The 14,049-nt window shown below is 65.0% G+C and carries 12 protein-coding genes and 1 pseudogene; 7 read left to right on the top strand and 6 right to left on the bottom strand.

The genetic code is table 11. The features are described 5' to 3' along the window. Positions 1-214: 214 nt before the first annotated feature. Positions 215-592, bottom strand: a complete 378-nt coding sequence (locus CXY79_RS16120; protein ID WP_199186710.1) for a hypothetical protein — start codon at positions 590-592, stop codon at positions 215-217. A gap of 67 nt (positions 593-659) precedes the next feature. Between CXY79_RS16120 and CXY79_RS02010 the strand changes: the two genes are divergently transcribed. From CXY79_RS02010 to alr, 3 genes are all read left to right on the top strand, one after another. Continuing rightward, positions 660-1,457: a hypothetical protein gene (locus CXY79_RS02010; RefSeq protein WP_104099493.1), complete on the top strand. Its 798-nt coding sequence runs from the start codon at positions 660-662 to the stop codon at positions 1,455-1,457. Positions 1,458-1,558: 101 nt separating this feature from the next. Then, the gene (locus CXY79_RS02005) at positions 1,559-2,182 is read left to right on the top strand and encodes a LysE family translocator (protein WP_104099492.1); all 624 of its coding nucleotides are present in this window, start codon (positions 1,559-1,561) and stop codon (positions 2,180-2,182) included. A gap of 45 nt (positions 2,183-2,227) precedes the next feature. Next, positions 2,228-3,397 (top strand): alanine racemase, encoded by a 1,170-nt coding sequence (gene alr / locus CXY79_RS02000; RefSeq protein ID WP_233191146.1) that lies wholly within the window; start codon positions 2,228-2,230, stop codon positions 3,395-3,397. Between the two features lie 15 nt (positions 3,398-3,412). Here the strand turns inward: alr and CXY79_RS01995 are convergent, their stop codons facing one another. Continuing rightward, complete coding sequence (locus tag CXY79_RS01995; RefSeq protein WP_104099490.1) at positions 3,413-4,621, bottom strand: CdaR family transcriptional regulator; 1,209 nt, start codon at positions 4,619-4,621, stop codon at positions 3,413-3,415. Between the two features lie 296 nt (positions 4,622-4,917). On the opposite strand from CXY79_RS01995, the gene ald reads away from it, so the two are divergent. Together ald and cycA are read left to right on the top strand one after the other, a co-directional pair. Beyond that, positions 4,918-6,054, top strand: coding sequence for an alanine dehydrogenase (gene ald / locus CXY79_RS01990; RefSeq protein WP_104099489.1), 1,137 nt, complete (start codon positions 4,918-4,920; stop codon positions 6,052-6,054). Between the two features lie 127 nt (positions 6,055-6,181). Continuing rightward, positions 6,182-7,648, top strand: a complete 1,467-nt coding sequence (gene cycA / locus CXY79_RS01985; RefSeq protein ID WP_104099488.1) for a D-serine/D-alanine/glycine transporter — start codon at positions 6,182-6,184, stop codon at positions 7,646-7,648. A 49-nt stretch (positions 7,649-7,697) separates the two neighbouring features. On the opposite strand, the gene CXY79_RS01980 is transcribed toward cycA, so the two are convergent. Together CXY79_RS01980 and CXY79_RS01975 are read right to left on the bottom strand one after the other, a co-directional pair. Continuing rightward, positions 7,698-8,090 carry a hypothetical protein gene (locus tag CXY79_RS01980; RefSeq protein WP_134401099.1) on the bottom strand — a complete coding sequence of 131 codons (393 nt, stop codon included), beginning with the start codon at positions 8,088-8,090 and terminating at the stop codon, positions 7,698-7,700. Between the two features lie 315 nt (positions 8,091-8,405). Next, on the bottom strand, positions 8,406-8,858 hold the full coding sequence (locus tag CXY79_RS01975) for a hypothetical protein (RefSeq protein ID WP_104099486.1): 453 nt from the start codon (positions 8,856-8,858) through the stop codon (positions 8,406-8,408). Positions 8,859-10,104: 1,246 nt separating this feature from the next. On the opposite strand from CXY79_RS01975, the pseudogene CXY79_RS16320 reads away from it, so the two are divergent. Next, positions 10,105-10,889 (top strand): annotated as a pseudogene (locus CXY79_RS16320) (N-formylglutamate amidohydrolase). Between the two features lie 187 nt (positions 10,890-11,076). Here CXY79_RS16320 and CXY79_RS01960 read toward each other — a convergent pair. Next, a complete protein-coding gene (locus CXY79_RS01960) occupies positions 11,077-12,378 on the bottom strand; it encodes an HNH endonuclease signature motif containing protein (RefSeq protein WP_158250199.1) in 1,302 nt (433 codons plus the stop codon). 249 nt (positions 12,379-12,627) lie between these two features. Here CXY79_RS01960 and CXY79_RS01955 point away from each other — a divergent pair, with 249 nt between their 5' ends. Beyond that, positions 12,628-13,635 carry an NYN domain-containing protein gene (locus tag CXY79_RS01955; protein WP_104099482.1) on the top strand — a complete coding sequence of 336 codons (1,008 nt, stop codon included), beginning with the start codon at positions 12,628-12,630 and terminating at the stop codon, positions 13,633-13,635. 79 nt (positions 13,636-13,714) lie between these two features. Here the strand turns inward: CXY79_RS01955 and CXY79_RS01950 are convergent. After that, the coding region (locus CXY79_RS01950; protein WP_233191145.1) for a hypothetical protein at positions 13,715-14,049 on the bottom strand (335 nt) is incomplete at its 5' end.

Raw genomic sequence — 14,049 nt, 5'->3', positions numbered from 1 at the left:
ATAGGGCTACGGTCTGTCGTGCAGGCGTGGGTAAGAATAAGCGCACTCGCGTCGCAGCTGCGTCGATCTTCGACAGCACGGCATCGCTGACGCTGACGCGCGCCCGGTGCCACCCACCGCGCGTGCCTGACCATCAGCGATCTCGGAATGAGCCAGCCGGTCGTCGTCGGGTCCCCGCGCGGATCGCCGAGCAAACTTCCGCCCGACCGGCTCCCTACAATGCGAGCGCGGGCTCTCCCAGCTGACGCATGACCGCGTACAGGTCGGCTTTTCCCTCGAAGCCGATCCCGGGCAGGTCCGGCATCGTGATGAAGCCGTTCACAACCTCCGATCCATCGGGAAAACCGCCGAACGGCTGGAACAGGTCTGGATAGCTCTTGTTTCCACCGAGACGCACGGTGAACGTACCCGGGTTGGTGCGGTTGTCGGCTGACAGGGTACGTCGAGCGCGACGCCACGGCCAGTTCTGCTGACGCAACCGATGCATCCGCTGTATTACGGCGTCGACGCGCACCTGCAATGCGCTGCCGCGTTCACCTGTCACTCTGGCTGCCCGCTCTGCACCGCGGCGCTCAGTACCGGATAGCGGCATGGCTGGGAGGCTTTGCTCAGGCGCGCTGGGCACAATAGAGGAGCCCGTCCAAACCGAAAGGCCCCCAATGAGCAACCTCCGGCGCATTCTGCGCATGGCATCGAAGGCACTTGAGCAAAAGGGGCAGCCGTCTACAGGCGGGTCAGGCAAGACGGATTGGCGCGATACGGTGCGCACCGCAGCCGACAAGGTCACCGGAGACAGCAGACCCCCGGCGAACAACGTGCAGCGGAGTGCCGCTCCCCGTTCTGGGTCGAACGCGCCGTCAGCGGTGAGCGCGGAAGACCGCGCGGCCATCGCCCGCTACGACTACCTGCTGCAGACCGCAGAGCCCCAGCAGCTTGAGCAGGTGCACCGGGATGCGTTCGCTCGGCTCACACCGGCGCAACGCGACGAGGTCGACGCCCAGCTGCGTACCGAGCTGCCCGCCAACGAATACCCGGCATCGACCAGCCCCGAGGACCTGGCCCGTTCGGCCACCCGCGGCGAAGCTCAGAAGCCCGGTCTGCTGAAGAAAATGTTTGCCAGGCCGTCCGGCCGAGGAGCCGGCGGCGCGCTTGCCGGAGCGGGTGTCGCCGCCCTGGGGCTCGGTGCTGGCGGGCTACTCGCCGCCGTCGCCGGTGGCGCAGTGCTCAGCAATGTGGCCGGCCCCCTCCTGGAACAGGCGGCGGGATTGGGCATCGATTTCGAGGGCCTCGCCGGCGGACTCGAGGGCGTCACCGGTGGTGTCGAGGAAGTCACCCAGGGTGCCGCCGACGGGGCGGGCGAGTACGCGACCGGTCTCGGCGAGCAGGTATCCGATCTGGGGTCGAACTTCGAGATCCCCGGTCTCTCGGCACTTGGCAACCTGTTCGGCCGCGAGTAGGGAATACCACCGAAGGCGGCATCCTCGCTGGGCGACGTGCGAGGACATAGGCCGGAGTATGTCGTGCCATCGCAACGATGGCGCCCACGCTACGCTAACGTGTGCAACTTTCCCTCTGGCTGGCCCTTGCAGGCGCCGGCGTGCTGATCAGCTTCACCCCGGGCGCCGGCGCGATCAACACCATGAACAACTCGCTGACCAGCGGGTTTCGTCGCTCGATCTGGGGAATCCTCGGCCAGCAGGCGGCGCTGATCGTGCACATCATCGTGGTGGCACTCGGCGTCGGGGTCCTCGTCTCCGGCTCACCCGTGCTCTTCAACGTCATCCGCTATGCCGGCGCCGCCTACCTGGTGTTTCTGGGCATCCGTCTGATTCTGCAGAAACCCGACCCGAAGGGGGAGCTGACCGTCGCGCCGACCAGGGAGCCGGCCTGGTCGATGTTTCGCCGCGGCCTGTGGGTCAATTTGCTGAACCCCAAGGCGCTCGTCTTCTTTCTCGCGTTCATGCCGCAGTTCATTCGGCCGGAGCAGCCGCTGCTCCCCCAGTACCTGGTGCTGACGGTCACCGTGGTCCTGATCGACGTGGTGGTGATGTGGTTGTTCTTCGCGGTGACGGCGAGATCGTTCCAGCGCTTCACGAACACGGTCCGCGGTCCGAGGATTCTCAACCGCACCTTCGGCGTGCTCTTCATCACCGTTGCCGTCCTGCTGGCGTTGGTGCACTGAGCCGCTCGACGACAGCGTGCGCGCCCGAGAGCTAAGCTGCAACGTGTGAAATCTGCAGCTCTTTCTACTTCTACCGAACGGCTGCCGGAGCGCGCGGCCGTAATCGACCTCGCGGCGATCAGACACAACGTTCGCCAGCTCGTTCAACTCGCCGCCCCGGCCCGACTGATGGCAGTCGTCAAAGCGGATGCCTACGGTCACGGGGTCCTACCCGTCGCCCGCGCAGCCCTCGAGGCTGGCGCACAGTGGCTCGGCGTGGCACATGTTTCGGAAGCCCTCGCACTTCGTGCTGTGTCCATCCACGCGCCGGTACTGGCCTGGCTGCACACCACCGACAGCGACTTTCACGCCGCAATCGCCGCGGACATTGATCTCGGATGCTCCGGCTGGGAGTTGCCGCGCATCGTTGCGGCCGCGCAGCAGCAGCGAAAAACAGCACGCATTCATCTGAAGATTGACTCCGGTCTGGGCCGCAACGGCTGCACCCCCGAGGATTGGGCCGATCTCGTAAACAGCGCCCGGCAGGCCGAACTCACCGGATCCGTGACCGTCGTGGGCATCTTCTCGCACCTCGCAGTGGCCGACGAGCCCTCCCGCGTCGAAACCGACGAACAGATCGCGGCCTTCACGATGGCCGTCGCACGGGCGCAGCAAGCGGGGCTCCGCCCGGTAGTACGGCACCTTGCCAACAGTGCCGGCGTGCTCTCCCGCCCGGACACGCACTTCGATCTGGTGCGAGCGGGGCTCGCCATTTACGGTCTGTCACCGTTCGCGGACCAGACCTCGACCGACCTCGGATTGCGCCCGGCGATGACCCTGCGCACGCTGGTATCGGTGTGCAAAGATGTGCCCGTCGACCAGGGCGTCTCCTACGGGCTGAACTACCGCACGGCCGCCCCGACGACGCTCGCCCTGATTCCATTGGGCTACGCCGACGGCATTCCGCGCATCGCCACGGGAGGACCGGTGCGAGTGAACGGCGTCACCTATCCCGTGGTCGGCCGCATCGCCATGGACCAGATGGTCATCGACCTCGGCGAGGCCGCACTCGTGGCCTCTGGCGGGTCGGTGATCGGTGCCGAAGCGGTACTGTTCGGCCCGGGCGACGACGGCGAAGCATCCGTTGACGAGTGGGCGGCTGCGGCCGGCACCATCAACTATGAGGTGGTCACCCGCATCAGCCCGCGGGTTCCCCGCGTCTACCGCAACGTCTGAGACCGGAACCGGCTGTTACAGACGGGGGCGGCCGGCCCAGCGGTCGGCTTTGAGGGCCAGGTGCAGTTCGAGGCGTGCATGCCCGCCGAGTGGGTCGACACCCAGAAGAGAACGGATGCGTCCCAGCCGGTTGTAAATACTGGTCCGGTGCAGGTGCAGATACTCGGCCACCTCTGCCACAGACCCGTCCTTGTCGTAAAGCATCTCTAGCACGGGCAGCAGTTCCCCGTTTCGGTCGAGTGCCCGGAGTTCGGAGAAGAGCGCTGACTCGGACGGCAACACGTCTCGACTTGCGACGGCCAGGAATTGGTAGACCCCGGTAGCGCGAAACGATACGAGCGTGCCGAGCTGGGTATCAACCCTGGCCGCTTGCACGGCGCTCCGCGCCTCGGAGTAGGCACCGGGCAGCCGTCGCAGGTCGGTGAAGGGCTCGCTCAGCCCGATCAGGGCGGGTGCAGCCACCTGCCCACCGCGGCGGGACACCTCGAACTCAAAGCGCATTCGAACCTCGGACAGGTCGAAGCCGTCAATCTCGTCGTGGAGCAGCAGAACGGCATGCGTTTCGGTGCCGGCCGAGAACAGCACGGTATTGATGCCAAGCGTGGCATACAGTGCGGCGAGACGGTGCAGCAGGCCGCTCTTGGCGGGGTCGCGCTGCGCGTTGTCACCGCGCTCGAGCAGCGCGGCGAGCCGCCAGGGTCCGCGCCCGTGCACACCAGGCCAACCGTCCACCGCCACGCCGGCATTGCGGTCCCCCAAGCACGCGGCGAGGAATTGGGCCTCGTCGGTGCGCCGCGCTTTAGAATCGGCGCTGGAACGGTTGAGCAGCATCTCTGCGAGGGCGTCCATCTCCGGGCGGATGAGCCGCAGCTCACGCAGAATCACCTCGGGCGTTTGCTCGTCGTCGAGCTGGAGGACCCACAGATACCCCACCCGGAATCCACGTGCCAGCAGCGGCACGCACACGCGGCCCAACATTCCGAGGTCGGCGTTGGCCGGCACGGGAACCGGCTTCACTGCCGAGGCGATACCGTGGCTGAGCTGCCAGGCGCTGACATCGGGCGGAACAACCTTGCTCAGCAGAAAGTTCGTGCGCACTCGGTCGGCCGTGGGTTGATGCGCGCTATACGCGAGCAGCCCGCCGTCGAGGTCTTCAAGCGAGAGAGCCCGGTCAATTCGCGCGGCGATGTTGACCACTGCTTGGTCAATATCGGCCGTTTTCATAGATTCAATCTAACGGAGCAGCGTGGACGTCAGGAGACGATCGACGCACCTGGGCGCTACAGATGTCGAGCCGACTGCGGGGTGTCTGCACGATGAATCCGCCCCTGACCACCGGCCTCGGGAAAGACAAATACCTGTGTAAACGGCAATTTTCTGCCTTGCGCACCGCACGACGGAGTTGCCCTCGGCCTCCGTTGTCCCCATGGCGGAGCCGGGGCGGCCTTTAAATCCGGGTTTATCATTTTAAAGCTGACCAAAGTCGATCAGCAGGCGTCTACAAGAAGCAGGAGTTCCCCATGATCATTGGCGTTCCAACCGAAGTCAAGAACAACGAGTTCCGCGTGGCCATCACCGCCGCCGGAGTGCACGAAGCCAAGATTCACGGCCACACCGTGCTGGTACAGGCCGGCGCGGGAATCGCCTCCGGCTTCGCTGACACCGACTACGAAGCCGCCGGTGCAACCATCGTCAAGACCGCCTTCGAGGTGTGGGCCAGCGCCGACATGATCCTCAAGGTGAAAGAGCCGATCGCGGCCGAGTACTCGTACTTTCGTGAGGGCTTGATCCTCTTCACCTACCTGCACCTCGCCGCCGAGCCCGCCCTCGCCAGCGCCCTGCTCGAGTCCGGCGTGACCGCGATCGCTTACGAGACCGTGCAGAAGGCTGACCGTTCACTGCCGCTGCTTGCCCCGATGAGCGAGGTTGCCGGACGCCTCGCCGTTCAGGTCGGCGCCGCGTCGATGACCCGACCGGGTGGTGGCCCGGGCATGCTGATGGGCGGGGTGCCCGGGGTGCGGGCCGCCAAGGTGACTGTGATCGGTGCCGGCGTCGCTGGCTCCAACGCCGCCGCCATGGCCATCGGGATGGGCGCTGACGTCACCATCCTGGACATCAACATCGACCGCCTGCGCGAACTCGACGCCCAGTACGCCGGACGTCTGAAGACCATCGCCTCGAACGCCTACGAGATCAACCGTTCCGTCACCGAGGCCGACCTCGTGATCGGCTCCGTGCTGATCCCCGGCGCCAAGGCCCCCAAGCTCGTCACCAACGAGCTCGTGTCGCGCATGAAGCGGGGCTCCGTGCTCGTGGACATCGCGGTCGACCAGGGCGGCTGCTTCGAGGGCACACACGCCACAACGCACGAGAACCCCACCTTCCCCGTGCACGGTTCGATCTTCTACTGCGTCGCCAACATGCCCGGCGCCGTTCCGCAGACGTCGACCCTCGCGCTGACGAACGTGACTCTGCCCTACGCTTTGTCGATTGCCGACCGTGGCGTGCGTGCAGCATTCGAGCGGGACGCCGCCCTTGCCGGTGGCCTGAACATCGCCGCCGGAAGGGTCGCGAACCGCTCGGTCAGCGTCGCCCTCGACCTACCGCTCACGGATTGGACCGACCTCGTCTCAGAGGTCGAGCTCGCGCTGGTCTAGCAGCACTGGTCGCGGATGCCGGGTACGGCCTGATCGGTCGGCCCCGGCATCCGCGACCCACAATTTCTGCAGAGATCGGTGACCCCGACACTGTGCCCATTGCCTGGACTACAAGGAAGTATCTCCGATGTCGCAAGTGAAAACCAGCACGCATCCAGCGCCGAACGCGCAACCACACCTGGCACGATCGCTCTCGAACCGTCATATCCAGCTCATCGCCATCGGCGGTGCGATCGGAACGGGCCTGTTCATGGGCTCGGGGAAGACGATCTCCCTCGCGGGGCCGTCCGTGATCTTCGTCTATATGATCATCGGCTTCATGTTGTTCTTCGTCATGCGGGCCATGGGCGAGTTGCTGCTCTCCAACCTCGAATACAAGTCGTTCAGCGACTTCGCCGGTGACCTGCTCGGGCCGTGGGCCGCCTTCTTCACGAGCTGGACGTACTGGGTGTGCTGGATCGTCACCGCCATCGCCGAGCTGATCGCGATCGCGCTGTATACGAGCTTCTGGTGGCCCGATCTGCCGCTATGGATTCCGGCGCTCGTGGCGGTAACGATTCTGCTCGGCTTCAACCTCACGAGTGTCAAGGCGTTCGGCGAGACCGAGTTCTGGTTCGCGCTGATCAAAATCGTGGCAATTGTCACGCTTATCGTCGTGGGCCTCGTGATGGTGTTCACTCAGTTCCAGTCCCCCAACGGCACCCCGGCGAGTTTCACCAACCTGTGGAACGACGGCGGGATGTTCCCGACCGGCCCGATGGGGTTCATCGCCGGTTTCCAGCTCTCCGTGTTCGCGTTCCTCGGGGTCGAGCTCGTGGGCACCACGGCCGCCGAAGCGCAGCACCCGGAGAAGAACCTTCCCAAGGCAATCAACTCCATTCCCATTCGCATCATGCTGTTCTACGTTCTCGCCTTGATCATGATCATGACGGTCACGCCGTGGCGCGAGGTCCGCGCCGATGTGAGCCCGTTCGTGGCGATGTTCGCCCTCGCAGGGCTCGGCGGGGCCGCGGCCGTGATCAACTTCGTCGTGCTCACGAGCGCGACATCCTCAGCGAACTCCGGTCTGTATTCAACATCCAGAATGCTTTTCGGGCTGTCGGTCGAGGGCACGGCATCGGGGCGGTTCCAACGTCTGACCCGCCACAAGGTGCCGGCCAACGCCCTGCTGTTCTCGTGCATGTTCCTGCTCATATCGGCTGTGCTGCTGTATTCGAGTTCATCGATCATGGCCGTGTTCACCGTGGTGACAACAATGGCGTCGGTGCTGTTCATCTTCGTGTGGACCATCATCGTGGTGAGCTACATCGTGTATCGCAAGCGCCGCCCGGCGCTGCACGCAGCGTCCAAGTTCAAAATGCCCGGCGGCGTGTACATGAGTTATGTCCTGCTCGCGTTCTTCGTATTCCTGATCTGGGCGCTCACCCAGAAGACGGATACGCTGCAGGCGTTGGTCGTGACGCCAGTGTGGTTCATCGGGCTCGGCATCGCCTGGCTCATCATCCGCCGTCGCCCCGAAATGGCCGCTAATCAAGAACTTCACCGGGCGAGTGTCGAGGCCGATCGGGCTTTGGCGCTCACCTTCCGCAACTGAGGGTCGAGACGAGCCGGTCAGTCCGAGGCAGCGCGGTGCTCAGCCGGCGTCACAGGGGAGACATCTGCATGTACTGCAGCCTGTCCGCCTCCCGCCGGGCGTCCCGGAGGAGCCTCACCGTTCGCAGCACGAACCCGATCAGCGCCAGCACAGTGGAGACCGCGACCAGGTAGAGGGAAACCGTGACCATGAGGGCCGGCCTCTCCATTTCCACTCCGGGGTAGCCGGCTCCGAACTGCCACAGGGCGTATCCGGCACCGGCAAGCAGAACCACCAGGCCCAGGCTGCCCAGGAACAGCTTCGGGCCGTCGCCTCGCAGAAGCTGCACGATTCCGTCCAGGAGGAACGACGCCGCGAACGGCAGACACACCGTGCCCATCAGGATCCCGCAGTGCGCCGCGACCAGCGCCCCCGTTGCGAGCAACACATTATCCGAACTCACGCTTCAGTCCCCCAACTGATTGGCTTTACTGCAAAGTTCAAGCCTAGGTGGGGGCGCGCCGCGAAAGAGAGCTTTGGCCTGCTTTTTTGTCCCCAATGGGGGTGTCCCGGCAGTGAATATGGATGCCTGCGCCAGGTCTGAAACAGACTCCACACCGATTCGGAGGCTCCTGATTCGCCCTGCCGAAGCCGTGAGGGGTCACAAATCGACCTTCAATCGACTCAGGAAGGTCGATTTGCGACCCCTCACAGCCGTCTTCAGCCACCGTGGCGGTTGGCGCTATCGAAAGTCGGTGACTTTGAGCCGCCGCTAACGTCATGGAGATGCGGCGAACACCTCGTCAAGCGTGACCAATTCGTTCCCGCCGAAGTATTTTTGTACGTCGGCGGGACATTCCACGGCAGCGATAGAAGGGGGCATATAGACATCAACCCGGTCGCCCACGAACTCGACCTCGATGCTGACGCAGACCAACACGTTGGCAACCCTCGAATTGAATCCACTTCCGGTGGAGCTTTGCCCCGATGCGGCGTAGCTAACCAGCACCTTCGGGTAGGACATTGATCGATCGACTACCGCTCCGAACGCCGCTCCGCGAGCCCAACCGGGTGTCTGTTCATCTGTGTCTTCGCGGATTGTGGCGAACGCCGGCTTGGGCCAGACGTCTCCTGTGGACACCGCATCCAAGTAGCTGTCGAGGTTGTGGCCAATGGCGCTTTCGATGGCTAGGGCGGAGACCTTCTCTATGGTGATCCTGGCCTCAAACATTGCCTCCTCTCGTATATTCGGACGCGAACCTGAGCACGCCGAAAGAAGGAGGATCAGGCACAAAACGAGAGCGGTCTCAACAACCCGTCGTCCTGAATGCCACGGCGCCTTTACGTCACTGTTTAATCGGGAGAGCGTGGAAGGCTGCCTCATCGATGGCGCCTCAATACTCATGGATCCCCCGATTCCCTGGGCCGAATCTAGCGGGCGAGGAACGCTGACTACAGCCCCAGAACGGGCGGGCCGCCCTTGCAGAATCGATGACTACTCGAGCGTCAGGAAAACCGTCGCAAGACGCGGCCAATCTCCTGCTGATTCCAACTCCTTCAGAAGCGCGCGCGGTTGCCAGAAATGCTTTGATTCCATGTGCTAAGACCCAATTCCAGCCTGGCTACGCTCTCCGAGGCGCTCCGTGGCCAACTTGATGGCAACGAATAGCGACATCTCGTCGGTCACGGACTGGGGCCCAGCCGCGGCTATGGCATCCTTGAGTCCGGCCCAACGAACCGGTTGAATTCCATCGACGGTCAAATTGCTCGGCGTGAATGTGGACCGATCAAACTCGTCGATCTGCCAGCGGCTCGCCACCCGGAACTCCCACTTATCGAGGTCGAGCGGGTCGCAATCGGCCAAACAGGTCGACGTACCAAGGCAAAGACATACACATCGGCGTGAAGTCGCTTCGGCTTCCCACCAATGTCAGTGTGGGCGTTTCCCTTTCGCACTTTCCAACGCGGTTTTGTTTGAGAACGCGGATCAGACTTATTCCAGGCCTGAACAAGGCCTGAGGTCTTGACCTCGATGGGGGTGCCGCTGAGCGCCAGCACGTCGTACGCGTCCAACTCGACTCGACTCGCGGGAATTGCGTCTACGGCGAGGCCAACCACGTACTCGGCCAGGTAGCCGCGCAGATTGTTCGTTCGCGCATCTCCCATCCCGAAACGCCAGAAGTCGACCACCTTGGCCTGGGGTCCGTTCCGGAACTCATCGGCTGATTCCAGTTGCCATTTCGCACGAGTCATGCGGCCCCCTCGTTCTGTTTGTTGCTCCAGTCGCAGCCCGAGATGACCCCGCTTGCGCGCCAAGGTAGGCCCAGAACAGGAGTTTGTCTCTGCTCGGAACGTCTCCTGTGGTGCATTCCTTTCACCCTAGAGCAGGGGCCACGGAGCATCAGTGACCGAATGTCGGTGGCCCCTGAGACCCTGAACTCCTTCCGACCGGGAGCGCCACGGCCTGGAGGCACCCGATGACCACCCACACCGAAACCGCGCTGTTCCGCCTGATCGACAACTCGGCGACGTCACCCGTAATCCTGCACGCACCGCACGGCGGGCGTGCGATCCCGGCGGAGCACCTGCACTCCTACGTCATCTCACCGGCCGAGTCGGAGGCGGAGAAAGACATCATGACCGACCACTTCACCGACGAACTCGTGGCGGCTATCACCGGCGCGAGCGCGGTCATCAGCGGGCTCTCGCGGTCCGCGGTCGACGTCGAGCGGTTCCCTGGCGACACCGAAGAGATGAACGCGGTCGGCATGGGCGTGCTCTACACCCACGGCGCGAGGAGATCCGGCGGGTGTCCGCCGCCGACGAGAAGCTCCTGATGGACTACTTCACCACCTACTCGGCCCGGTTCACCGAGCGCGTGGACGCGACACTGGCCGTGCACGGGCGAGCCGTGATCTTCGACGTTCATTCCTACCCGGAGGCCCTGCTGTCGGATGAGCTGCACGGCGGCGGCTACCGGGCACCGCTCTGCGTCGGGTCGGAGCCGTTCCACGCATCCGTCGACCTTCTGGCCACGGTTGGCGGATGCTTCCCTGACCTCGACGCGCAGGCCAATGCGCCGTTCGCGGGCTCGTACGTGCCGCTCAAGCACTACCGCAGCGATGCGCGGGTGAGTTCGGTGATGCTCGAGATTCGCCGGGACGTCTACCTGGACGAGGCCACGGTGACTCGCAAGCCGGAGGGGTTCGCGCCGTTGCAGGTTTCGCTGAAGCGGCTGGTCGACCAGGTTCGATACGGCTAAAACGACGCAGACGGTCACTGCCGGAAACGTACGCACTCTCCCACGGTCGCGCGCAAACCATCGAGTTGCCACGACGCGCCTTCGTCAATCCCGGGCAAGCCCTGTGGCGAGTAGCGCTTGATGGTAGCGGTAGTCCAGACACCTGGTAGCGGCGGTCGGGCATCCGTTTGCATCAAAACGGTGCCGGTCAGAACGGGGCCTCATCGGGCAGCGGTGGCCGGGCGGGTCTCGGCGGCCCGGCGCCGGCCCGAGACGCACCCGCCGGTGCACCCGGAGTGGCGATCGGGGTGGCCGGTTCCGTCACGAATGGGCGTCCGGTCGGTGAGTGCCAGGTGAGGATGCCGCCTGGCTCTTGTTTCACCGTCCACCCGGTCTCCGTTTTCAACGCATGGCAGCCCGGACAGAGATGGGCAAGGTTGTCGTGGGCGGTGTGGCCGAGGTCTTGCCATTCATGGGTATGGTCGAGATCGGCGCCGCGCGCGGGCTGGTTGCAACCGGCGAAGCGGCAGGTTTCGTCGCGCAGGCGGAGAAAACGCCGGAGCTCTTTCGTCACCTTGTAGCGTGTGCGGCCGACCGAGAGCACGACCCCGGTTTCGGGATGAACCAGGATGCGCGTGAAGCTCGGTGCTCGCGAGGCCAGGTCGCGGGCCGTGTCGGGGTCAATCGGCCCGTAGCCCTCGAGGTAGCCGGGTTCTTCGCTGTGGCCGAGGAGGGTCATCACCGGGACCGTGATCTGGACCGTGGCACGGATTCCCGTGCCGATTCCCGACGGAGTCACTCCGTCGATCAGCAGGTCGGTCATCACGTCGGTGCGCACCTGGGTGAGGGAACGCGGCTCCCCCGGCCCCTGCAGGCTGCGCGCGGCGTCGTTCGCCCGGGCGAAGATGGCGTGCACGACGTCGGCGCTCGTGGTCAGGCTCAGCGTCGCCATTCCGTCGGGTTCCGCCTGCACCCAGGAGGTGCGTTCCGCGAACGACTTCTCCCGCCGGGCGGTGATGGACTCCGGGTGCAGGCGCTCGCGGAGCACGCGGGCCTTGTGCTTGAGCTTGGCCGCCGTCAGAGCGCGCGCGGCCGGCAGCAGCGCCTCCTCGAAATCGGGCAGCGCCGCGGCGGGCACCGAGAGGGCCTGCCCGATGATCACCTGGGCGTGCCGGTAGCTGATCTCGCCGGCTTGCAGCGCCGCCCGGGTGCCGGGGAGGTCTTCGGCCAGGGCCCGGGACTCGGCGATCAGACCCTCGGCGGTGGGTGCGGGGATGCGCAAGGTGCAGGCCAGTTCGCTCGAGAATTCGCGCCGGGCGATCTCGTCGGGGTCCCACCGGGAGCTCGTGTTGCGGGGAGCGCTCGCGGCCGTGGCTTCGCTGAACCTGCGGGCGTCATCGATCAGGTCGGCCCGCTGCGCGAAGCCCCGCGCGAGGCTGCGGTCGACGGCGGCTATCGCGTCGAAACGCGAGCCGAGCTGGGCCTGCGAGGTGCTGACTGAGGTGGTCATAGCAGTCACGTTACGGGGTGCCACTGACATTCGACGGCCGTGGCACAGGAGTGTGAATAAGCTGGTCAAAGTGATTTTGTGGAGGAGTAGTCGGGGGTGTGCGGTGAAGGCCGAGGGGCAGCCCGACCACCCGTACTGGGGGTCCTGTGCGGCACCGGAAGTCACTGGCCCGCTCCCCCATCCGCGATGCTGTAACCGGGGGACTTGCACGACGCTCGTCTTGGAGATCAACCCTGGAGGAGCATCCGCATGTCTGAGCAGTCGCATCCGCGAGTCGGCGTCTATCTCGACTTCGACAACATCGTCATCTCGCGGTACAACCAGTTGCACGGCGACGGCGCCTTCGGCCGGGACAAGGTGCGCAGCCGCGTGTCGATTCAGCCCGCGACCGAGGTCGCCACGCGCATCCAGCAGGCCCTGGTCGACGTCGGGGCGATCCTGGACTACGCGGCGGCCATCGGGCCGATCGCGGTCAGCCGCGCCTACGCCGATTGGTCGGCGCCGGTCAATGCGCGCTACCGGAGGCAACTGGTCGATCGCGCCGTCAACCTCACCCAACTGTTCCCGGCCGTGTCGACGCTGAAGAACGGTGCCGACATCGCTCTGACCATCGACGTGATGGAACACCTGTTCCGCCTGGACGATCTCACCCACATCGTGATCGTCGCCGGCGACTCCGACTACATCCCGCTCGTGCAGCGCTGCAAGCAGCTGGGCCGGGTCGTGATCGGCATCGGGGTGTCCGGCTCAACGAGCAGCGCGCTGGCCGCGGCCTGCGACACGTTCGCGGACTACGATTCGCTGCCCGGGGTCATGCGGGTGACGCCCGTCACTCCGGTGCCGTCGGTGGTGACGGCATCCGTCGCCCAACCTGCAACCCAGAAAACGGCGCCGAAGAAGCCCCCGGTCGCCAAGATCGTCGCCACGAGCAAGGCTCAGGCGCTGACGGATGCGACGCCTCGGCAGACCGCGCCATCCGCCGGCCCCGCTGTGCCGCCAGTCGATCTCGATCTCAGCCCCAGGGCCAAGAAAGCGGCGACGGCGCTGCTGCTGCGGGCGATGGAACACCTCGCCGCGAACCACATGGAGTGGCAGCATGCCGCCACGCTGAAGAGCACGATGCGACGGTTGGACCCGACGTTTCAGGAACGCGCGCTGGGCTTCAATCAGTTCTCGGACTTCCTTAAGTCCAGGCATCAGACGGTCGAGTTCCAGCAGGCGAGCCCCACCGCCCCGATCCTGCTGAAGGTGCGGTAGCGGCCGGCTGATCTAGGGAGGCCAGCCGGTCGAGCAGGCTGAAACGGATGCCTACCCGCCCAGCCCACAGCACCCGTCGCTACACGGGGGCGAACGTTGCGGCCAGCTCGGCCGGGGCAGCGAGCCGCACGATGATGGGCGTTGCGTTGCCCAGGTTGTCCGAGACCGGGCAGCGAAGTCTGGCCAGGCGGAGCACCTCGTCGCGTTCCGCCGTGCTGGAGTCCCAGTCGAACGCGGCGATGAGCTCGATGCCCTCGAATCCCGCTCGGTTCTCGGACAGCCTGCGCGAACCAATTCGACGGAGATTTTGCCTGAAACGACCGAAAATGGGCCTCCCAGGCACTTTTTCATGAGAATCTCCGTCGAATTCGTTCGGGGCTTGGCGAAGGAACGGCAGCGGGAGCGAACGGGAGC

The sequence above is a fragment of the Cryobacterium sp. M96 genome (assembly GCF_002929845.1).
In the GTDB taxonomy this organism is placed as follows: domain Bacteria; phylum Actinomycetota; class Actinomycetes; order Actinomycetales; family Microbacteriaceae; genus Cryobacterium; species Cryobacterium sandaracinum.
Note: the sequence above shows the minus strand (reverse complement) of the source record. Positions and strands in the feature narration are given on the sequence as shown.

Excerpts from the sequence above, each read along its gene's own strand:
- cycA (WP_104099488.1), top strand. The coding sequence starts at position 6,182 with ATGTCGCAAGTGAAAACCAGCACGCATCCAGCGCCGAACGCGCAACCA.
- CXY79_RS01975 (WP_104099486.1), bottom strand. The coding sequence starts at position 8,858 with ATGTTTGAGGCCAGGATCACCATAGAGAAGGTCTCCGCCCTAGCCATC.
- ald (WP_104099489.1), top strand. The coding sequence starts at position 4,918 with ATGATCATTGGCGTTCCAACCGAAGTCAAGAACAACGAGTTCCGCGTG.
- CXY79_RS01960 (WP_158250199.1), bottom strand. The coding sequence starts at position 12,378 with ATGACCACCTCAGTCAGCACCTCGCAGGCCCAGCTCGGCTCGCGTTTC.
- CXY79_RS01955 (WP_104099482.1), top strand. The coding sequence starts at position 12,628 with ATGTCTGAGCAGTCGCATCCGCGAGTCGGCGTCTATCTCGACTTCGAC.
- CXY79_RS02010 (WP_104099493.1), top strand. The coding sequence starts at position 660 with ATGAGCAACCTCCGGCGCATTCTGCGCATGGCATCGAAGGCACTTGAG.
- CXY79_RS01995 (WP_104099490.1), bottom strand. The coding sequence starts at position 4,621 with ATGAAAACGGCCGATATTGACCAAGCAGTGGTCAACATCGCCGCGCGA.
- CXY79_RS16120 (WP_199186710.1), bottom strand. The coding sequence starts at position 592 with ATGCCGCTATCCGGTACTGAGCGCCGCGGTGCAGAGCGGGCAGCCAGA.